The sequence below is a fragment of the Streptomyces sp. GL_141 genome (assembly GCF_057834385.1).
Genome location: NZ_CM174402.1, coordinates 6,580,075 through 6,598,884 on the forward strand (window position 1 = coordinate 6,580,075; position 18,810 = coordinate 6,598,884).

Genomic DNA, 18,810 nt, shown 5'->3' on the forward strand with positions numbered 1-18,810 from the left:
CTTACTTTCACCCGGTTTCCCGGTTCTTCACTCTCGTCCCGCTCCCGTCCCGCTCCCGCCCTACTCCCGTCCCGCCTCCCGTCCCGCCCGCGACTCAGGCGCGGCCCTGGTTGCGGGGGTGGTTCCTGGCCGTCCGCTCGTTGCCGAACTTGTAGGAGCCGGTCCAGCGCGCCATCACGAGCTGGGCGTCGCCGGCTTCGACCTCGGCCAGGAAGGCGGCGGCCCGCCCGCCCCGGAGGGTGGCCGCGGACCGGCCCCGGTGGGTGATGACGACGCTCTGGTCGCCGCGTTGTTCGTATGAGAATCCGTGGGGTCTGGGCATGGGGCCGAGCGTGCCGTCCCCGGGCGGTGGCCTGCAACGCAATATGTCCCGAGCCGACCACGCGCTGACCCCGAGCCGCCTCGCGATGCGGTGTCAGCTCTGCCGAGTAAGATCCCTTTTGCGGTGATTTCATGCGCTAGGGAAGAGGTCTTGTTCATGCCTGCTGGTGCAGCTCTTACGGCCGAATCGATCGGCCCGGTGGACGTCGCCGTGGTCACCTTCGACGGCAATCGGTTCAACGGTGACGTGGCCCCCGCCCTGCGCGAACTCCAGGAGAGCGGAGTGGTGCGCATCCTCGACCTCACGTTCGTCCGCAAGGAGCGGGACGGCGCGGTCTCCGTGGTGGAACTCGCCGACTCCGAGGTGGCCGATCAGTTCGAGCGGGTCCTCGGCGAGGAGTTCGACCTGCTGAGCGACGAGGACCTGGAGACCGTGGCGCAGGGCCTGGCCCCGGAGTCCTCCGCGCTCGTGGTGGTGTGGGAGAACGCCTGGGCCACGCGGCTGGCCTCGGCGGTACGGGAGTCCAACGGGCGGGTGCTCTTCATGGAACGCATTCCACGGGACGGCGTCGAACGAGCCGTCGCCGCACTGACCGAGAAGTAGGGAGGAGAGTCATGCGTCGACGCATGGGGCGCCCGGGTCTGCTGGGCGCGATGGCCCGCACCGCGGTCGTGGCGGGCACGGCCACCGCGGTGTCCGGCCGGATGCAGCGCGGCCAGGCCGAGCGCAGCGCGCAGCAGCAGGCCGCGGCGGACGCCGAGCAGCAGGCCCTCGTCAACCAGGCGGCGGCCCAGGCGGCCGCGCAGCAGCAGGCCTGGCAGGCGCAGCAGGCCCAGCAGCCGGCCGCCGCGCCGGCTCCCGCGGTCGACCGGGTCGGCCAGCTCACCGCGCTGGCCGAACTGAAGGCCCAGGGGCTGCTCACCGACGAGGAGTTCGCGACGGAGAAGGCCCGGGTCCTGAGCGCGTGACCGCTTGAGCGCGTGACCGCTTGGTCGCACGGCTGTGCCGGGCCCCCTCCGATGCGACGGCCCCTAGCCTCCCGTGACCCGTCGCGGGAGGTTCAGGGGGTTGGCCTCGCGGAGTTCCGCCGGGAGCAGGGCGTCCGGCACCGACTGGTAGGCCACCGGGCGCAGCCAGCGCTCGATCGCCGTGCCGCCGACCGAGGTGGAGTGGGAGGTCGCCGCCGGGTAGGGGCCTCCGTGGTGCTGGGCCGGGGCCACTGCCACACCGGTCGGCCAGCCGTTGACCACGACCCGGCCCGCCAGTGTCGTGACCTGGGAGATCAGCTCCGCCGCCGGACCCGGGCCGCCGTCCACCTCGGCGGCCGACAGCTGCAGGGTCGCGGTGAGGTTTCCGGGGAGCCGCCCGAGCAGGGCGGCGGCCTCGTCCTGGCCGGCGTACCGGGCCAGCACGGTGACCGGGCCGAAGCACTCCTCCAGGAGCACCTCGTAGGGCCCGCCCTCCAGCAGGGTCCGCACCGGCACGCTCAGGTAGCCCGCGCCGACGGTGTGCTCGCCGCCGGCGCCGGGGGTGACCGGGGCGTCGACCCCGGGCAGCGCGGCGCGTTCGCGGACCCCGGCGACGAAGTTCTCCCGCATCCGGTGGTCGAGGAGCACCCCCGGCCCGGTCTCCCCGAGCGCCTTGCTCAGGGCCCCCGCGAGCCGGTCCCCGTCCGCGCCCTCGGGTACGAGCACCAGGCCCGGCTTGACGCAGAACTGGCCGACGCCGAGCGTGACCGAGCCGGCCAGCCCGCCGCCGATCTCCTCGGCGCGTTCGGCGGCCGCCGCCGGGGTGACCACGACCGGGTTCAGGGAGCCCAGTTCCCCGTGGAAGGGGATCGGTACGGGCCGCGCGGCGGCGGCGTCGAACAGGGCCCGCCCGCCCCGGATGGACCCGGTGAAGCCGGCGGCGCTGACCAGTGGGTGCCGGATCAGCTCCAGGCCCGCGTCGAACCCGTGGACCACGGCGACGACCTCGGCCGGCAGCCCGGAGGCGACGGCGGCCCGGCGCAGCAGCGAGGCGCACAGCTCGGAGGTGGCCGGGTGGTCGGGGTGCGCCTTGACCACGACCGGGCAGCCCGCGGCCAGCGCGCTGGCGGTGTCGCCGCCGGGCACGGAGAAGGCGAGGGGGAAGTTGGAGGCGGCGTAGACCGCGACCACGCCCAGCGGCACCTTGTAGCGGCGCAGCTCAGGGCGGGGCGGAGTGGCGACGGGATCGGCGCGGTCGATGCGGATGTCGAGGTAGGAGCCCTCGTCCACGGCGTCGGCGAAGGCGCGGAACTGGCCCGTGGTGCGGGCGAGCTCGCCGGTGAGCCGGCCGGGGCCGAGCGCCGTCTCGGCGTCCGCGGCCTCGATGACGTGGGAAGCTGCCTCGTCGAGCAGATCGGCGGCGGTGCGCAGGAAGGCGGCGCGCCTCCCGGCGTCGGCCAGCGAGCCGCGGGCGGCGTGGGCCGCGCGCACGGCTTCGTCCACCTCCCGGGGTGTGGCCTCCACCGCAACCTGCTCGCGGTGCTTCCCGGTGCGGGGGTCCACACTCCAGACTGGTGTTGCTGCCATGGCGAAACTGCCTCCTGGATCTACGCTGACCCGCGCGGATGCGTTCAGTATGGTGAACGCTGTTCCGTTGGATGAATGATCACATCCACCGTGGACTCTATTTCCGTGTCTTCCGGGTGACAAGAGACAGCAAGAGACAGAGGGGCACGAAGGCGGATGACCACCACAGCTGAGTCGGGGGGCTCGGGAGCACCGGCGGCCGTCAAGTCGGCGGTACGCACGGTCCAGTTGCTGGAACACTTCGCTTCCCGGCCGGGGCTGCACAGCCTGGCCGACATCCAGAGCGACCTCTCCCTGCCCAAATCCAGCCTCTACATGCTGCTGCGCACCCTGGTGAACCTGGGCTGGGTGGAGACGGACGCGACGGGCACGCGGTACGGCATCGGCGTACGGGCGCTGCTCGTCGGCAGCTCGTACATCGACGGGGACGAGGTGGTGGCGGCGGCGCGGCCCACGCTGGACCGGCTCTCCGACGACACGACGGAGACGATCCACCTGGCCCGCATGGACGGGACGAGCGTGGTCTACCTGGCGACCCGGCAGTCCCAGCACTACCTGCGGCCCTTCACCCGCGTCGGGCGGCGGCTGCCGGTGCACTCGACGGCCCTCGGCAAGGCGCTGCTGGCCACGCACACCGACGAAGAGGTGCGCGCACTGTTGCCGCGGCGGCTCGAAGCCGTCACCGAGCACACCATCACCGACCGGGAGCGGCTCATCGAGGACCTCGCACTGGTGCGGGAGCAGGGGTACGCGGTGGACCGGGAGGAGAACACGCTCGGGCTGCGCTGCTTCGGCGTGGCGGTGCCGTACCGGACGCCGGCGCGGGACGCGGTGAGCTGTTCGGTACCGGTCGCCCGGCTGACGCCCGGGCACGAACGGGGCATCAAGGCGGCATTGTTCGCGGCCCGCGACCGGCTGTCGGTGGCGACGCGGCGGATGTAGCCGCGCGCGGCGGAGGGGCTGTGGCGGAGGGTCTGGTTCCTCCCCCGGGCGGGGGAGGCGGTTCCCCTTCAAGGGGGAGGTGGCGGGGGCGCGGACACGGGACCGTTGAGCCATGACCACACGAGCGGTACACAGCAACGATGTGACGGACGCGGCGCGGCCGTCGGAGCCGTCGACCGCCTCGGCCCCCGCCCTGGGGACCGGGCGGCAGATCCTGCGGGCGGTGGCCCTGATCTCCACCCTCCCGTACCTGGCGATGAAGGCCGCGTGGCTGGGCGGGAGCCGGATCGGGATACCGGACGGCAGCGTGCTCCTGGAGCGCGGGCTGTTCTTCACCGTGGCGAACGCGGGCACGCTGGTCATGGACGCCACCGTGATCCTGCTCGTGCTGGTGCTCACCCGCCCCTGGGGCACGCGGGTGCCGTCGTGGCCGCTGGTCGTCCCGGCCTTCGTCGCGACCGGGCTGCTGATCCCGATCTTCACCGGGTTCCCGGGCCAGATGGCCGTCAAGGCGCTGGGCATGGGGCCGGACGAGGTGGCTCAGGCGGCTCAGGAGCCCTTCCTCGACCCTTGGGTGTTCAACGTCGTCTACATCGGCTTCATGCTTCAAGGACTCGCTCTGGCCGGGCTGTTCGTGCCCTATGCGCGGGAGCGCTGGGGGACGCTCTGGCAGGGCGTGCTGGGGAAGGGGCTTCCGTCGTCCACGGGGGTGGTGGCGGGAGCCTCGGCGGTACTGGGCCTGGCCGTGGCCGCGGTGCAGCTGTACTGGGCCTTCGGAGGCACGGCCGGGCTGAGCGCGAAGCAGGTCGCGGTGTACTCCGCGGAGACGGGCGTGGTCAACGCGGTCCACGCGATATGCGCCCTCGTGGCCGTCGCCGGGGTGCTGCTGCTGGCCAGGGGCGGGCAGCGGGCGGCGCGTTGGCCGCTGGTCCTCGCGTGGACCGGGTCGGCGGCGACGCTGAGCTGGGGGGCGTGGCTGCTGATCGCCGTGCTGGGACCGGACGCTGTCGGCGGACAGCCCTCCACGATGATCCATCTGGCCTACGCTGGCCAGATGGTCACCGGAATACTCGGCGCGGTCGTTCTCGCCCGGTTCCTCGCCTCCCGCCGTACGGCCTGACCCGGATGGGGGCGAGGGTCGGTCTGAGCCGGCTGCTGGGGGCGCGGGCCCGGCTGCGCTGGGTGCACCTGATACTCGGCGGGGCCCTGCTGATGCCGTACTTCCTCCTCATGGAGGTGGCGGTCGGTGTCCTCGCCGGTGGGAGCTCCGCACAAAACTCCCTGCCGCTCAGCCTGGCCGCCTACGCCCTCGCCCTGCCGCTCGTCACCGTGACCGGGCTGTTCGGACTGGTCCGGCCGATGTCCGTGACGGCGGTGCGGGCCCTGTGCAAGGTGCCGGGGGAGCGGTTCGCCGAGGGGCCGGCCCGGAGCTGGGCGGCCCGGGGGCGGGCCTCGGCCTGGTGGACCCTGCACCTGGGGGTCGGCGCCCTGGTCAGCGGGATGAGCCTGGCGGTGCCGCCCATGGCGGCGGTGCTGCTCGCCCTGCCGTTCGTGAGCGCGCTGCGGGAGCTCCCGGTCGGGATCGGCCCGTTCGACGCGCAGGCCGAGCCGTACGCGGCTCCCTTGCTCGGGATCCTGCTGCTGGCCGGGCTCGTGCTGTGCGCCGCCGGGGCGGGGGCGCTGCTGGCACGGCTGGCCCCCGTACTGCTCGGGCCGACGGCGGCGGACCGGCTGGCGGCCGCCGAGGAGCGCGCCGCGGATCTGGCGGTCCGCAACCGGCTGGCGCGGGAACTGCACGACGCCGTCGGGCACGCCCTGAGCGCGGTCACCCTCCAGGCGAGCGCCGCCCGGCGGGTGCTCGACAGCGACCCCGGCTTCGTCCGGGAGGCGCTGGCCGCGATCGAGGACACCACCCGGCGCACGGTGGGGGAGCTGGACGCCGTCCTCGGCCTGCTGCGCGAGGGCGACGGAGCGGGCGCCGGGGGGAGCGGGCTGCCCGCCGCCCCGACGCTCGCCGCCGACCTCGACGGCCTGCTGGCCCGCAGCCGGGCTTCCGGGACGCCGATCACCGCCCGCCAGGACCCGGGACCGGCCGGCGACTGGGGGCGGCTTCCGGCGATCGCCTCCCGCGAGGCGTACCGGATCGTGCAGGAGGGACTGAGCAACGCACTGCGGCACGGGACGGGCCCGGTCGATCTGCGGATCCTCGTACGGGTGCGCGGTGAGCAGGGGGAGCCGGGGGGACAGGGGGAGCGCGGCGGGCAGAGGAAACCCGGTGGGCAGGGGGAGCGCGGTGGATACGAGGAACTGGAGATCACCATGACGAACGATCCGGCGGCCGCGGCCGCTCCGGGGGCCCGCACCACCGGGGGCCGGGGCCTGCACGGCACCGCCGAGCGGGCCGCGCTGCTCGGCGGGCGGGTCGAGGCCGGGCCGCACGAGGGCCGCTGGCGGCTGCGGGCCGTCCTCCCGCTCGGCGAGGTCCCCCGGTGACGCCGCCCCCGGTGACGCCGCCGCCGACCGGGCCGCTGACACCGTCGTTGACGCCGCCGCCGACCGGGCCGCTGACACCGTCGTTGACGCCGCCGCCGACCGGGCCGCTCACCCCGCCGGTGACGCCGCCTCCGACCGTGTGGTCGACACCGCCGCCGAGCGCGCCCCAGACCCTGCCCGCGACCGCGACCGCGACCTCGACCGCGACCGCGACCTCGACCCTGCCCCAGACCCTGCCCGCGACCGCGACCTCGACCCTGCCCGCGACCGCGACCCCGCCCTCGCCCTCGGCCGCGCCCCCGCCCCCGCCCCCGCTCTCGGCCTCGGCCTCGGCCTCGGCGGCCGCCGGGCCGGCCCGGGCGCCGTTGCGGGTGGTCGTGGCCGACGACGAGCGGATGGTCCGTACCGCCCTGCGGGTCATCCTCGACGCCGAGCCCGACCTGGAGGTCGTCGGGGAGGCGGCCACCGGAGCCGAGGCCGTGGCCGTGGTCCGGGCGCTCGCCCCGGACGTGGTGCTGATGGACGTGCGGATGCCGGAGATCGACGGCATCCGGGCCACCGAGCGGATCCTCGCCACCATGGCCGAGCCGCCCCGGATCGTGGTGGTGACCACCTTCGAGAACGACGCCTACGTGTACGACGCGCTGCGCGCGGGAGCCGCCGGTTTCCTCCTCAAGCGGGCCGACCCCGACGAGCTGACCGCCGCGGTCCGGCTCGTGGCGCGCGGGGACTCGCTGCTCTTCCCGGCGGCCGTCCGCTCCCTGGCCGCCGCCCACACCCCGCCCGGGGCCGGCCCGGCCGCCGCCCCCTGGGTCGCCCGGCTCACGGACCGGGAGGCCGAGGTGCTGCGCCTGATGGCCGCCGGGCTCTCCAACCACGAGGTGAGCGAGCGGCTCGGAGTCGGCCCGCAGACGGTCAAGACGCACGTGGCGGCGGTGCTGGCCAAGACCGGCTCCCGGGACCGGACCCAGGCGGTCATCGCGGCGTACGAGGGAGGCTTCCTCATGAAGAAAGGCTGAGAACTCCGCCACAATCGGGGCAGAGCGGAACGGCCGGGGCGGCTGGGGCGTCCTTCTGGGGGATGAACAAGACGATCAGGCGTGCGTCGGTCTTCTGTCTGCTTCTGGTGCTGGCCCTTTTGGTGCGGGTCACCTGGGTGCAGGCGTACCAAGGCCAGGCCCTCGCAGACGACAAGAACAACCGGCGCAACCTCATCGGGAAGTACGAGAACCCGTTGGGGAACATCATCGTGGGCGGGGAGGCGATCACTGGCTCCACGGACACGGGCGGCAAGGACTTCCGGTACAAGCGGACCTACACCGACGGGCCGCTGTACGCGCCGATCACCGGCTACAGCTCCCAGGCCTTCGAACAGAGCATGCTGGAGGGCGTCTACAAGAACATCCTCAACGGCACCGACAACCGGCTCAAGACGATCATGGACACGCTCACCAACAAGCGGGCGGCCCCGGGCAACGTGCTGACCACGATCGACAAGGACGTCCAGAAGGCCGGCTGGGACGCGCTCCAGGGCAAGCAGGGCTCGGCCGTGGCCATGGACCCGGTGACGGGAGAGATCCTGGCCGTCGTCAACAACCCGTCCTACGACCCGGGCAGCATCTCCGGTGCCGGCGACGCCGAGCAGAAGGCCTGGGAGGCGCTCAGCGCCGACAAGGGCAAGGCGCTGGAGAACACCGCCCTGCGCAAGCCGCAGGCGCCCGGATCCACCTTCAAGCTGGTCACCCTGGCGGCGGCCATCGAGAACGGCCTGGTCACCAACATCGACACGCCGACCGGGGTCCCCGGCGACTACACGATCCCCGGGACGAGGACCAAGCTGCGCAGCGAGGTGGACGACTCGCTCTGCAACAACGCGACCCCCCGCAACGCGCTGAAGCTGTCCTGCAACAACGTCTTCGCCGATCTCGCCCACAAGCTCGGCCAGGACAAGATGCGCGCCATGGCGGAGAAGCTCGGCTTCAACGTGGTGCAGAAGACCCCCGTGTGGACCACCCCGTCCAGCAAGTACCCGGAGAAGAAGATGTCGGTCGACCAGGTCGCCCAGACCGGTATCGGCCAGTTCGACGTCCAGGCCACCCCGCTCCAGATGGCCATGGTGACGGCCGCGATCGAGAACGGCGGGAAGCTGGTCTCCCCCCACATGGTCTCCGAGGTCACCGACTCCAACGGCAACGTGCTGGAGAGCTTCAAGGACCCGAAGTCCGCGCAGGTGATGAGCGGGAAGACGGCCTCGATGGTGCAGGACGCCATGCGGACGGTCGCCACCGAGGGCGGCGGCAAGAACGTCCAGATCCCGGGCGTCGAATCGGGTGCCAAGACCGGTACCGCCCAGCGGGGCGTGAACAACAGCCTGCCGCCGCTCGCCTGGTACACCACGTACGGAAAGAAGGACGGCAAGCAGATCGCCGTCGCCGTCGTGATCGAGAACTCGGACACCGACCGCTCCGAGATCGGCGGCGGCAAGCTGGCCGCGCCCATCGCGCAGAAGATGATGCAGGCCTGGCTGAAGAAGTAGGCCCGCGCCGGGAACCGGAGGGGTTCCCGGCGCGTTGTCCTTCCCATGATCAGGACCGCGCAGCCCGAAGACCTCGACGCCATCGCAGCCCTCCACACCCGGGCCCGGGCCACCTATTACCGGGGCCGGATACCCGCGGAGGCCTACGGCGGCGCCGCCGAACTGGCGCGCACCCGCGAGGGCTGGTCCCGGGCGGTGGCCCGTGCCGCGGCGGACGGCGGGGTGCTCTGCGCCGAGAGCGGCGGCGAGCTCACCGGGGTGGCGGCCTTCCGCACCGCCGACGGCGAGACCACCCTCACCCAGCTGCACGTGGATCCCGTCCACTGGCGCCGCGGCACCGGAGCGGCCCTGCACGCCGCCTGCCTCGACACCTGGCGCCGCGCGGGCGTCCGCAGGGTCCGCCTGGAGGTCTACGAGCACAACCTCCGCGCCCAGGCCTTCTACGCCATCCACGGCTGGCTCCCGGACCCCGCCGGACCCCGGGCGGCGGGCACCCACCGCATCCTGTGGCTCACGGTGGGGGACCCGTCCGGGGAGTGACCCGTCCGGGGAATGAGACGCCCAGGCGGATGGTTGAACACGGAACAGTTGATTCCGTGGAGGGAAGAAGGAACATGCGCGTCGAGATCTGGAGCGACATCGCCTGCCCGTGGTGCTACATCGGCAAGGCCCGGTTCGCCAAGGGGCTGGCCGGCTTCGCACACCGCGAGGAGGTCGAGGTGGTCTACCGCTCCTTCGAGCTCGACCCGAACGGCCCCAAGGGTCAGGTGGCGCCCGTCCTGGAGATGCTGTCCAAGAAGTACGGCCGCACCCTCGACGAGGCCCGCGGCATGGAGGAGCACGTCGCCGCGAGCGCCCGCGCCGAGGGGCTGACGTACCGCACGGAGGGCCGTGACCACGGCAACACCTTCGACATCCACCGCCTGCTGCACCTGGCCGCCGACCGCGGCCGCCAGGAGGAGCTGCTCGACCTCGCCTACCGCGCCAACTTCGGCGAGGAGCGCTCCGTCTTCGATCCCGAGGTGCTGGTCGTGCTCGCGGTCGAGGCCGGACTCGACGAGGGGGAGGCCCGGGCGGTGCTGGGCGACGAGTCCGCGTACGCCGCCGAGGTGCGGGCCGACGAGCGCGAAGCGGCCGAACTGGGCGCGAACGCCGTGCCGTTCTTCGTGCTCGACCGCCGCCTCGGGATCTCCGGCGGGCAGCCCGCGGAGGTGTTCACGCAGGCGCTGGAGCAGGCCTGGGCCGGCCGCGAGGTCCTCGCGCCCGCCGCCCCCGAGGGCGAGGCCTGCGAGCCCGACGGAGCGTGCGCGGTACCGCGCCCGTAAGGCCCTGTCATAAGTAGTCCTTTGGTGTGGTGCGTAAAACCCGGCAATGGACTTGGGGAGGGTCCTGGCGCAGAGTGAAGGTCATGGACCTATCTGTGCCAGGAGCCGTCCGCGGCGAGTTCGCGCACTCCACCACCTACCTCAACACCGCCACCTGCGGGATCCTCCCGCGAGCCGCCGTCGCCGAGGTGCGGCGGCTCGCGGAGGCGGCCGGGGCCGGACTCCCGGAGGGCTTCGGCGACTTCGGCCGTGTCGAACGGGTCCGGGAGGCCTTCGCCCGCCTCGTCGGGGTCCCCGCGGACCGCGTGGCCGTCGGCGCGTCCGTCTCCACCCACGTCGGCCTGGTCTCCGCGGCGCTCCCGGCCGGATCCGAAGTCCTGTGCCCCGAGGAGGACTTCGCCTCCGTCATCAACCCCTTCGTGGTGCGCGACGACCTCAAGGTCCGCTTCGCCCCGCTGGAGTCCCTCGCCGAAGCCGTCGGCCCGGACACCGCACTGGTCGCGCTGAGCGCCGTACAGTCCGCCGACGGGCGTACGGCGGACCTGGCGGCCGTCCGCGCCGCCGCCACCGCGCACGGGGCGCGGATGCTGGTCGACGCCTCGCAGGCGGCCGGCTGGTTGCCCTTCGACGCGAGCCCGTACGACTACACGGTCACCGCCGGCTACAAGTGGCTGCTCGCCACGCGCGGCGTCTCCTACCTCACCGTCTCGGAGCAGGCCCAGGACGCCCTGACCCCGCTGCACGCCGGCTGGGTGGCGCTCGCCGACATGTGGGACGCCATCTACGGCCCGCTGCGCGAACTGGCCCACGGAGCCCGGCGCTTCGACGAGTCCCCGGCCTTCCTGGCCTACCACGCCGCCGAACCCTCGCTGGCCCTGCTGGAGCGGATCGGCATCGACGCCGTCCACGCCCACGACACCGCCCTGGCCGCCCGCTACCGCGCCGGCCTCGCCCGCCTGGGCCACGAGCCCGTCCCGGGCGGATCTCCGATCGTCTCGGTGCCGGGCCTCGCCGGCCGCCAGGCCGCCCTGCTCGCCGCGGGCATCCCCACGGCCGCCCGCGCCGGCAGCCTGCGGGCCTCCTTCCACGTCTACAACACCGAGGCGGACGTGGACCGGCTGCTGGACCTCTTGGAGGGCTGACCGGGACGGGCTGACCCTGACGGGCCGATCTGGCGGGCTGACCCTGACGGGCCGACCCTGACGGGCCGACCCGACGCGCCGACCCCGGAAGGCCCGCCGGCTCAGGCGGAAGGCAGGGCCGCCGACCAAGCGGAGCCCGCCGCCGCGAGAGCCGGGGCCGGGTCCACCGACAGGGCCCCGGCCAGGGCCGTCAGCGAGGCGCCGACGGCGTCCTGCGAGGCCGCCGTGCCGTAATGGTTGACCCGGACCATCTCCCGGGCCAGCGCGCCGCCGCCCGCCGCGAGGGGGGCCGCTGGATCCGCCGCGAGGGCCTTCGCCACCACCAGGGAGGCCTCCGGGACCCGCAGGGTGGTGGCCACCGGGGCCGCCGCCGCGTCCCGGCCGACGTACGGGGTGATCCCCAGCGCCACCGCACCCGCGCGGGTCGCCGCCGCGGCGGCCGCGTGGCGGGCCGTCACCGACGCCAGTCCCTCGGCCGCGATGCGGTCGAGGCAGGCCTCCAGCGCCAGCATCTCCAGCTGCGCCGGCGCGTGCGGAAGCGCCGTGCGCCCGCCGTCGATCCAGCGCTCCTTCCAGTCCAGCAGGGAGAGGTACGAGCGGCGCGGCGCCGAGGCGTTCTCCGCGAACCGGGCCCACGCGCGGTCGGAGACCGATACGGCCGAGACCCCCGCCGGTCCGCCCATCGCCTTCTGCGCGCCGATCACGCACAGGTCCACGCCCCACGCGTCCGGCAGCAGCGGCTCCGCGCCCACCGAGGCCACCGCGTCCAGCATGAACAGCGCCCCGTGGGCCCGTACGGCCTCGCCGATCTCCGCGACCGGGTTGGTGTTCCCGGTGGCCGCCTCCGCGTGGACCAGGGACACGAAGTCGATCTCCGGGTGCTCCGAGAGGGCCCGGTCCACCTGGGCGGCGGACACGGCGGTGTCGAAGGGGACCTCCAGGTCCACGACGTGCGCCCCGCAGTCGCGCAGCCAGTTGCCGAAGGTGGTCCCGTAGGGGCCGGTCACCACGTTCAGCGCGGTCGAACCGGGCCGTGCGCCCGACCGGATGCACCCCTCCAGCGGCAGCAGGGCCTCGCCCTGGGTGATCACCACGTCGGCCCGGGTCCCGAGCAGCTCCGCGACCCCCCGCTCGATCGACGCGAAGCGCGCGGCGGTCAGGGGCGGAAGGTCCAGGAGGGGGTGGTTCACGGCGCCGCTCTCTTCGTTCTCTCGGGTTGGGCTCGTTCGTCCGGATACGTCCGGACCGGTCTGGAGAGCCTACCCAGCCCGCACATAGAGTGCCGCCATGAGCGACGAGGTCAACGGAGACAGCGCGAAGTCGGGTCTGCTGCACGTGAAGGGGCGGGTGCTGGTCGGGCCCGAGGAGGTCCGCGACGAGCTCTGGGTGATCGGCGGCCGGATCTCCTACGAGCGCCCGCGCGGTGCCCGGGAGGTCACCGAGGTCACCGGGTGGGTCCTGCCCGGGCTGGTCGACGCGCACTGCCACGTGGGACTCGACGCCCACGGGCCGGTGGACGCGGACACCGCCGAACGGCAGGCCCTGACCGACCGGGACGCCGGCACCCTCCTCATCCGCGATGCCGGATCCCCCTCCGACACCCGCTGGATCGACGGCCGCGAGGACCTGCCGAAGATCATCCGGGCGGGCCGGCACATCGCCCGCACCCGCCGCTACATCCGCAACTTCGCCCACGAGATCGAGCCCGCCGACCTCGTCGAGTACGTCGGCCGCGAGGCGCGGCGCGGCGACGGCTGGGTCAAGCTGGTCGGGGACTGGATCGACCGCGAGGCCGGGGACCTGACCGCCTGCTGGCCGCGCGCCGAGGTCGAGGCGGCCATCGCCGAGGCCCACCGGCTCGGGGCGCGCGTCACCGCGCACTGCTTCGCCGAGGACTCCCTGCGGGACCTGGTCGAGGCGGGCATCGACTGCATCGAGCACGCCACGGGGCTCACCGAGGACACCATCCCGCTGTTCGCGGAACGCGGGGTGGCCATCGTCCCGACCCTCGTGAACATCGCGACCTTCCCGAAGATGGCCGCCGGCGGCGAGGCCAAGTTCCCGCGCTGGTCGGCGCACATGCGCAGGCTGCACGAGCGGCGCTACGACACCGTCCGCGCCGCCTACGACGCGGGCATCGGGGTCTACGTCGGCACGGACGCGGGAGGTTCCCTCCCGCACGGCCTGGTCGCGGCCGAGGTGGGCGAGCTGGTCAAGGCCGGGATCCCGCCGCTGCAAGCCCTCTCGGCGACGGCCTGGGGCGCGCGCGAGTGGCTCGGCAGGCCCGGCCTGACCGAGGGTGCACCGGCCGACCTGGTGGTCTACGCGACCGATCCGCGGGCCGACGTACGGGCGCTGGCGGATCCGCGGCGGGTGGTGGTGAACGGGACGGTGGCGGCCTGAGGCTCACGGGCCTCATGGGCCTCATGGGCCTCACGGGCCTCACGGCCCGCAGGGGTGCGGGAGTTGACGGGGCGTGACGCCGGCGGCCGCGCGGTCGTTGTGTACGCCCGGTGCGGGTCCTGGTGGCCGAGATTTCCGGGATGGGAGGGAACTCCCGTTCCGGATGAGGCGGATGCATTCGAACCTATGCGTGGAAACCACCCTTTGGGGTGAACTCACGTCGGGTTGACCCCCGTTCACTCTCGGTGCGTAAAGATTCCGGGGTCGAGGCCGTCGGCGCGCGCAATGTCCCCCATTGGCGGCGCGACGGCTCCCATCTCCCTGGGGGTTCCACCACCTTGAACAGCAACACCTTCCGCATGCCCGTGGCCGCGCTCGTCGCCACGGGAGCGGTTGCCCTGCTCGCCGCCCCGCCCGCCTTCGCCACCGGCTCCGCCGGTTCCACCGGATCCCGCCCGGGGGCCGGCAAGGCCAGTGCCGTCGTCCTGCGCACCACCCTGGACGTGGGCCTGCTCAACAAGACCGTGCACGTCCCGCTGAACGCGACCCTCAACGAGGTCAGCGCCCCGGCGGATTCCGCGAAGACGGCGCTCACCGTCACCCTCGACGGGGTCGAGGGCGGGCAGCCGGTGAGCGTCCTGCGGGCCGACGTCGCCACCTCGAAGGCCACCTCCGACGCCGACCGCGCCGCGGCGGAGGCGAACCTCGCCAAGGCCCGGGTCCACGTGCCGGGCCTGCCCCTGCTGTCCGTGATCGAGGTGGAGAAGGTCACCTCCAAGGCCGTCTGCGAGGCGGGCGAGAAGCCGGTCGCGAGCTCCAACGTCCTGGGCACCGTGACCGTCCTGGGCAAGAAGGTCACCCTCTCGGCGGGCGGCCCCACCAAGGTGGAGGTCCCCAAGGTCGGCCTGGTGGCCCTGGAGCTCTCCGCCACCCAGACCACCTCCACCACGGCCGCCGCGACCGCGCTGCGGCTCAAGGTGTCGGTGAACCCGCTCGATCTGAACGTCGCCGAGGTCGAGGGGGAGATCGTGCTCGCCGAGGCCCGCTGCGAGTCCCCGGCCGCCCCCGCCCCCACGGCCGGCGCCTCGAAGCTGCCCGACGTCAAGCCCCAGACGGCCACCACGGGCGGCTCCGGGTCCCAGGCCGGCCTCGCCGAGACCGGAGGCGGCTCGCTCACCCCGTACGTGACGGGCGGTGCGCTGATCCTGCTCGGCTTCGGCGCCGCCGCGCTGGTCGTGACCCGGCGCGGCAGGGCCTCGTAGGGCCGGAGTCTCGTGGGGCCAGGGCCTCGTGGGGCCTGGGCCGTCCTCGCGCCCTACTTCGTCGCGCGCGTGAGCCCCTGCTCCCCGGCGCCGCGTGACATCACGGCCTTCGTCACCTCGCGGTCGGCGGCGGCGTACGTGCTGTCGGCGGAGGAGGTGGCGGCCTCGCAGGAGGTGCAGACGACGCGGAACGGAGGCCGCATGTCGGAGAACTGGGTGAGGTACTCGGCCTTCACCACCTCCCAGCGGCCCGGGTGGGCGGCCGCCGGGGCGAAGGTGAAGCGGGGGATCGAGGACATGTTGCCGCGGGCCTTCTCGGCCTCGTAGAAGCTGGCGACCTGGTCGCCCATGCCGTAGACCACCCAGGTGCCGTTGACCTTCTCGTACGGCTGCGGCACGTGGTTGTGGGTGCCGAGGATCAGGTCGATGTCGGGGAGGCCGTCCGCCCCGCGCGAGGCGGTCAGCGTCTGGGCCAGGTCCAGTTGCTGCTTGTCCGGGGCGGTCTGCCACTCGGAGCCCCAGTGGACGCTGAGGACGACGACGTTCGCGCCGGCCGCGCGCGCGGCGCGGGCGTCGGCGACGATCCGCGCCGGGTCGATCAGGTTCACGGCCCAGGGCTTGCCCTCGGGGAGCGGGACGCCGTTCGTCCCGTACGTGTAGTCCAGTTGCGCGACCTTGGCACCGCTGGCCTCGATCACGGCCGGGGCCTTGGCCTCCTCGGCGCCGCGGGCCGATCCGACGTGGCGGATGCCGACGCGGTCGAGGTGGTCGAGGACGCGGACCAGGCCGTCGTACCCGTCGTCCAGGGTGTGGTTCGAGGCGGTCGAGCAGCTGTCGTAGCCGGTGTCCTTGAGGGCGTCGGCCAGTTGGTGCGGGGCCTTGAAGAGGGGATATCCGGTGTAGGGGCCGCCGGGCCGGCCGTACGGTATCTCGTGGTGGCATATCGCCAGGTCGGCGGCGGAGACGATGGGCTTGACCCCGGCGAGTATCTTCCGGAAGTCGTAGCCGCCCTTCTCCGCGGAGTCGTCGGCGGCCCGCTGGATGATCGACGGGTACGGGATGATGTCGCCCGTGCCGACGAGCGTGAACGGCTTCCCGCCGGGCGGGGCCGAGGCCGTGGCTCCGGCCGCGGCGTCGCCGCTCGGACTCGCGGCCGCCCCCGGCTTCGCCCCCAGCCGTTGCTTCGCCGCCGCGCCGCCGTCCTCGCCGGCCAGCTGCGTCACGCCGTAGGCGGCGCCCCCCACCACGGCCAGTCCGACCACGGCCGCACCTATCCTGCCGACTGTGTTCATCCCCGTACCCCCGGTGTCGCATGGTCACTACCTGCGGAAATAGTCGCGCACCGGTGCGACCGTCGCGATGCGCGACCCGCGCAAACGCGCCATCGGGGTGAGGCCCGCGCGGTGCGGGCCCCACCCGGCGACGTGCCCCCGGCGCGTGGTCAGTGCGTGGTCGGCACGTGGTCAGCGCGCCGCGAGGGCCAGGTCGAGCGCCTGGAGGAGGCGGCCCGTCGTCGCGCGGTCGCGGACCGCCAGCCGGAGCCAGGAGCGGTCCAGCCCCGGGAAGGTGTCGCCGCGGCGCACGGCGAAGCCCAGCGCGCGCAGCCGGGTGCGGATCTCCGCCGCTCCCTCGACCCGGATCAGCACGAACGGCCCCGCCGCCGTACCCGCCACCGAGATCTCCTCGAACTCCGCGAGCCCCGCCAGGAGGTGCTCCCGGTCCACCGCGATCTGCCGGGCCGCGGCCTCCGCCTCGGCCAGCGCCGCGGGGGCCACGCACGCCTCGGCCGCCACCAGCGCCGGCGTGGACACCGGCCACAGCGGCTGCGCCGCCGCCAGCTTCGCGATCACCCCGGGCTCGGCCAGCACGTAACCGATGCGCAGCCCGGCCAGGCCCCAGGTCTTGGTCAGGCTGCGCAGCACGACCAGGCCCGGTACGTCCGTCCGCCCGGCCAGCGCCTCGCGTTCGCCGGGGACCGCGTCCATGAAGGCCTCGTCGACCACCAGGATCCGCCCGGGCCGGGCCAGCGCGGCCAGGGTCGCCGCCGGGTGCAGCACCGAGGTCGGGTTGGTCGGGTTCCCGACCACCACGAGGTCGGCCTCCTCCGGTACCGCCGCCGGGTCCAGCCGGAAGCCGTCCGCGGCCCGCAGCACCACCCGCTCCACCCGGTGGCCCGCATCGCGCAGGGCCGCCTCCGGCTCGGTGAACTGCGGATGCACCACCACGGGCCGTACGGCGCCCAGCGCCCGCGCGATCAGTACGAACGCCTCCGCGGCCCCCGCGGTCAGCAGCACCCGCTCGACCGGCAGCCCGTGGCGCCGGGCCACGGCCGCGCGGGCCGGACGGCCGTCGGGGTACGCGGACAGGACGTCGAGCGAAGCCGCGATCCGGTCCTTCAGCCACTGAGGGGGCGTGTCGGACCGTACGTTCACCGCGAGATCGACCAGTCCCGCGCCCCCGTCCGAGACCTCCGCATCCCCGTGGTGGCGCAGATCGTGCGTGTGGGCCGTGGCGACGGCGCAGGTCGCCGCCACCGACCGCCGCTTGGGCACGAGGAGTTCCCCGCCCCCGGCGAGCGCGGCGGCCTCCGCCACCGACGCGGTGCCGGCGGCCTCGCGGGCGGCGTCCGAGGGGTGCGGTACCGGGATCGCGGCCAGGCGCTCGGCCGGGTAGCTGAGCAGGGGAACGCCGAAACGTTCCGCCGCACCCGCGATCCCCGCCTCCAGGACCTTGCCCTCCACGGTGGCCAGGGCCGTCACCGCATCCGACGCCAGGCCGGCGCCGCGCAGGGTCTCCTCCACCAGCGCGCAGACCTCCGCGACGGACACGCCCGCGCGGCCACCGACCCCGACGACCAGTTGCGTCGCGTACTCGCCCAACAGGTTCACCCGTTCTCCGTCGTCGTGTGCGTGGTGCTGCTCGTGCTCGTGCTCATGTTCGTGCTCATGGTCGTGGACTTCGTGCGCGGGTGCGTCGTGCGCGGGGACTGTACGCACGGCCGGCCCGTCAACCGGCCGTGGTCCGCCACCCGGGCGCGGAAGTGCGCGGGCGGCGCGGAGTCGGTATGCAGGGGCACATGGCCGTGATCGTGGCGTTGGGTGCGTTCCTGATGACCCTGGCAGGCGGATGGACGGCGCAGCGCGTCACCGACCGCCGCCACCTCGTGCTGGGCCTGGCCGGCGGGCTGATGCTCGGCGTCGTGGGCCTCGACCTGCTCCCGGAGGCCATGCACGCCGCCGGTGACGAACTCTTCGGCGTCCCGCTCGCCCTGCTGCTCTTCGTCGGAGGCTTCCTCGCCGCGCACTGCGTGGAACGCCTCCTGGCCGTCCGCCAGGCCTCCCACGGGGCCACGAACGGCGACGGGCACCCGGACCACGGGAAGAGGGTCCCCCAGGTCGGCCTGACGGCGGCCGCCGCCATGGTCGGCCACAGCCTCGCCGACGGGGTGGCCCTCGGCGCCGCGTTCCAGGTCGGCGGGGGGATGGGGGTGGCCGTGGCACTGGCCGTCATCACCCACGACTTCGCCGACGGGTTCAACACGTACACGCTCACCCGGCTGTACGGCAACGCCCGCCGCAAGGCCCTGCTCATGCTCTTCGCGGACGCGGCCGCCCCCGTCGTGGGGGCCGCGTCCACTCTGCTGTTCACCCTTCCGGAGGAACCGCTCGGGGCCTACCTCGGCTTCTTCGGAGGCGTCCTGCTGTACCTGGCCGCCGCCGAGATCCTGCCCGAGGCCCACCACAAGCACCCCGCGCTGTCCACCCTGATGTGCACCGTGGGCGGGGTGGCGGGGATCTGGCTGGTCGTGGGCCTGGCGGAGTGACGCGGCG

The 18,810-nt window shown here is 73.8% G+C and carries 18 protein-coding genes; 13 read left to right on the plus strand and 5 right to left on the minus strand.

The features are described from left to right. Positions 1-94 precede the first annotated feature (94 nt). Positions 95-322 carry a hypothetical protein gene (locus AC3IX6_RS29235; RefSeq protein WP_489366041.1) on the minus strand — a complete coding sequence of 76 codons (228 nt, stop codon included), beginning with the start codon at positions 320-322 and terminating at the stop codon, positions 95-97. Positions 323-478: 156 nt separating this feature from the next. Here AC3IX6_RS29235 and AC3IX6_RS29240 point away from each other — a divergent pair, with 156 nt between their 5' ends. Beyond that, positions 479-925 (plus strand): DUF6325 family protein, encoded by a 447-nt coding sequence (locus tag AC3IX6_RS29240; protein WP_422521744.1) that lies wholly within the window; start codon positions 479-481, stop codon positions 923-925. A gap of 11 nt (positions 926-936) precedes the next feature. Then, on the plus strand, positions 937-1,290 hold the full coding sequence (locus AC3IX6_RS29245) for an SHOCT domain-containing protein (RefSeq protein WP_489366043.1): 354 nt from the start codon (positions 937-939) through the stop codon (positions 1,288-1,290). Positions 1,291-1,353: 63 nt separating this feature from the next. Here AC3IX6_RS29245 and AC3IX6_RS29250 read toward each other — a convergent pair whose 3' ends face one another. Continuing rightward, positions 1,354-2,877: an aldehyde dehydrogenase (NADP(+)) gene (locus tag AC3IX6_RS29250; protein WP_489366044.1), complete on the minus strand. Its 1,524-nt coding sequence runs from the start codon at positions 2,875-2,877 to the stop codon at positions 1,354-1,356. A gap of 156 nt (positions 2,878-3,033) precedes the next feature. Here AC3IX6_RS29250 and AC3IX6_RS29255 point away from each other — a divergent pair, with 156 nt between their 5' ends. The 8 genes from AC3IX6_RS29255 to AC3IX6_RS29290 all read left to right on the plus strand — a co-directional run bounded on the left by AC3IX6_RS29255 (position 3,034) and on the right by AC3IX6_RS29290 (position 11,315). Further along, positions 3,034-3,819 (plus strand): IclR family transcriptional regulator, encoded by a 786-nt coding sequence (locus tag AC3IX6_RS29255; RefSeq protein ID WP_489366046.1) that lies wholly within the window; start codon positions 3,034-3,036, stop codon positions 3,817-3,819. A gap of 112 nt (positions 3,820-3,931) precedes the next feature. Continuing rightward, complete coding sequence (locus AC3IX6_RS29260) at positions 3,932-4,939, plus strand: hypothetical protein (protein WP_489366048.1); 1,008 nt, start codon at positions 3,932-3,934, stop codon at positions 4,937-4,939. A 5-nt stretch (positions 4,940-4,944) separates the two neighbouring features. Next, the gene (locus tag AC3IX6_RS29265; RefSeq protein WP_489366050.1) at positions 4,945-6,312 is read left to right on the plus strand and encodes a sensor histidine kinase; all 1,368 of its coding nucleotides are present in this window, start codon (positions 4,945-4,947) and stop codon (positions 6,310-6,312) included. 365 nt (positions 6,313-6,677) lie between these two features. Further along, positions 6,678-7,331, plus strand: a complete 654-nt coding sequence (locus AC3IX6_RS29270; RefSeq protein ID WP_489371594.1) for a response regulator transcription factor — start codon at positions 6,678-6,680, stop codon at positions 7,329-7,331. A 62-nt stretch (positions 7,332-7,393) separates the two neighbouring features. Beyond that, positions 7,394-8,848 (plus strand): peptidoglycan D,D-transpeptidase FtsI family protein, encoded by a 1,455-nt coding sequence (locus tag AC3IX6_RS29275; protein ID WP_489366052.1) that lies wholly within the window; start codon positions 7,394-7,396, stop codon positions 8,846-8,848. Positions 8,849-8,893: 45 nt separating this feature from the next. Beyond that, a complete protein-coding gene (locus AC3IX6_RS29280) occupies positions 8,894-9,388 on the plus strand; it encodes a GNAT family N-acetyltransferase (protein ID WP_489366054.1) in 495 nt (164 codons plus the stop codon). A gap of 74 nt (positions 9,389-9,462) precedes the next feature. Further along, positions 9,463-10,173 carry a DsbA family oxidoreductase gene (locus tag AC3IX6_RS29285; protein ID WP_489366056.1) on the plus strand — a complete coding sequence of 237 codons (711 nt, stop codon included), beginning with the start codon at positions 9,463-9,465 and terminating at the stop codon, positions 10,171-10,173. Positions 10,174-10,256: 83 nt separating this feature from the next. Beyond that, positions 10,257-11,315, plus strand: coding sequence for an aminotransferase class V-fold PLP-dependent enzyme (locus AC3IX6_RS29290; protein WP_489366058.1), 1,059 nt, complete (start codon positions 10,257-10,259; stop codon positions 11,313-11,315). A gap of 101 nt (positions 11,316-11,416) precedes the next feature. Here AC3IX6_RS29290 and AC3IX6_RS29295 read toward each other — a convergent pair whose 3' ends face one another. Beyond that, complete coding sequence (locus tag AC3IX6_RS29295; RefSeq protein WP_489366060.1) at positions 11,417-12,505, minus strand: pyridoxal-phosphate-dependent aminotransferase family protein; 1,089 nt, start codon at positions 12,503-12,505, stop codon at positions 11,417-11,419. Between the two features lie 97 nt (positions 12,506-12,602). On the opposite strand from AC3IX6_RS29295, the gene AC3IX6_RS29300 reads away from it, so the two are divergent. Together AC3IX6_RS29300 and AC3IX6_RS29305 are read left to right on the plus strand one after the other, a co-directional pair. Beyond that, entirely contained in the window at positions 12,603-13,718 is a 1,116-nt protein-coding gene (locus AC3IX6_RS29300) for an amidohydrolase family protein (protein WP_489366062.1), read from the plus strand. A 338-nt stretch (positions 13,719-14,056) separates the two neighbouring features. Then, entirely contained in the window at positions 14,057-14,980 is a 924-nt protein-coding gene (locus AC3IX6_RS29305; RefSeq protein WP_489366064.1) for an SCO1860 family LAETG-anchored protein, read from the plus strand. A gap of 53 nt (positions 14,981-15,033) precedes the next feature. Here the strand turns inward: AC3IX6_RS29305 and AC3IX6_RS29310 are convergent, their stop codons facing one another. Both AC3IX6_RS29310 and cobC read right to left on the minus strand, forming a co-directional pair. Then, positions 15,034-16,272: a CapA family protein gene (locus tag AC3IX6_RS29310; protein WP_489366066.1), complete on the minus strand. Its 1,239-nt coding sequence runs from the start codon at positions 16,270-16,272 to the stop codon at positions 15,034-15,036. Between the two features lie 171 nt (positions 16,273-16,443). Then, positions 16,444-17,868 carry an Rv2231c family histidinol phosphate aminotransferase CobC gene (gene cobC, locus AC3IX6_RS29315; protein ID WP_489371595.1) on the minus strand — a complete coding sequence of 475 codons (1,425 nt, stop codon included), beginning with the start codon at positions 17,866-17,868 and terminating at the stop codon, positions 16,444-16,446. 188 nt (positions 17,869-18,056) lie between these two features. On the opposite strand from cobC, the gene AC3IX6_RS29320 reads away from it, so the two are divergent. Next, positions 18,057-18,803 (plus strand): ZIP family metal transporter, encoded by a 747-nt coding sequence (locus tag AC3IX6_RS29320; protein WP_489366067.1) that lies wholly within the window; start codon positions 18,057-18,059, stop codon positions 18,801-18,803. Positions 18,804-18,810: the final 7 nt, after the last annotated feature.

Bases quoted from the DNA above. Each gene is read 5' to 3' on its own strand.
- AC3IX6_RS29235 (WP_489366041.1), bottom strand. From the start codon at position 322: ATGCCCAGACCCCACGGATTCTCATACGAACAACGCGGCGACCAGAGC.
- AC3IX6_RS29240 (WP_422521744.1), top strand. From the start codon at position 479: ATGCCTGCTGGTGCAGCTCTTACGGCCGAATCGATCGGCCCGGTGGAC.
- AC3IX6_RS29245 (WP_489366043.1), top strand. From the start codon at position 937: ATGCGTCGACGCATGGGGCGCCCGGGTCTGCTGGGCGCGATGGCCCGC.
- AC3IX6_RS29250 (WP_489366044.1), bottom strand. From the start codon at position 2,877: ATGGCAGCAACACCAGTCTGGAGTGTGGACCCCCGCACCGGGAAGCAC.
- AC3IX6_RS29255 (WP_489366046.1), top strand. From the start codon at position 3,034: ATGACCACCACAGCTGAGTCGGGGGGCTCGGGAGCACCGGCGGCCGTC.
- AC3IX6_RS29260 (WP_489366048.1), top strand. From the start codon at position 3,932: ATGACCACACGAGCGGTACACAGCAACGATGTGACGGACGCGGCGCGG.
- AC3IX6_RS29265 (WP_489366050.1), top strand. From the start codon at position 4,945: ATGGGGGCGAGGGTCGGTCTGAGCCGGCTGCTGGGGGCGCGGGCCCGG.
- AC3IX6_RS29275 (WP_489366052.1), top strand. From the start codon at position 7,394: ATGAACAAGACGATCAGGCGTGCGTCGGTCTTCTGTCTGCTTCTGGTG.
- AC3IX6_RS29280 (WP_489366054.1), top strand. From the start codon at position 8,894: ATGATCAGGACCGCGCAGCCCGAAGACCTCGACGCCATCGCAGCCCTC.
- AC3IX6_RS29285 (WP_489366056.1), top strand. From the start codon at position 9,463: ATGCGCGTCGAGATCTGGAGCGACATCGCCTGCCCGTGGTGCTACATC.
- AC3IX6_RS29290 (WP_489366058.1), top strand. From the start codon at position 10,257: ATGGACCTATCTGTGCCAGGAGCCGTCCGCGGCGAGTTCGCGCACTCC.
- AC3IX6_RS29300 (WP_489366062.1), top strand. From the start codon at position 12,603: ATGAGCGACGAGGTCAACGGAGACAGCGCGAAGTCGGGTCTGCTGCAC.
- AC3IX6_RS29310 (WP_489366066.1), bottom strand. From the start codon at position 16,272: ATGAACACAGTCGGCAGGATAGGTGCGGCCGTGGTCGGACTGGCCGTG.
- AC3IX6_RS29320 (WP_489366067.1), top strand. From the start codon at position 18,057: ATGGCCGTGATCGTGGCGTTGGGTGCGTTCCTGATGACCCTGGCAGGC.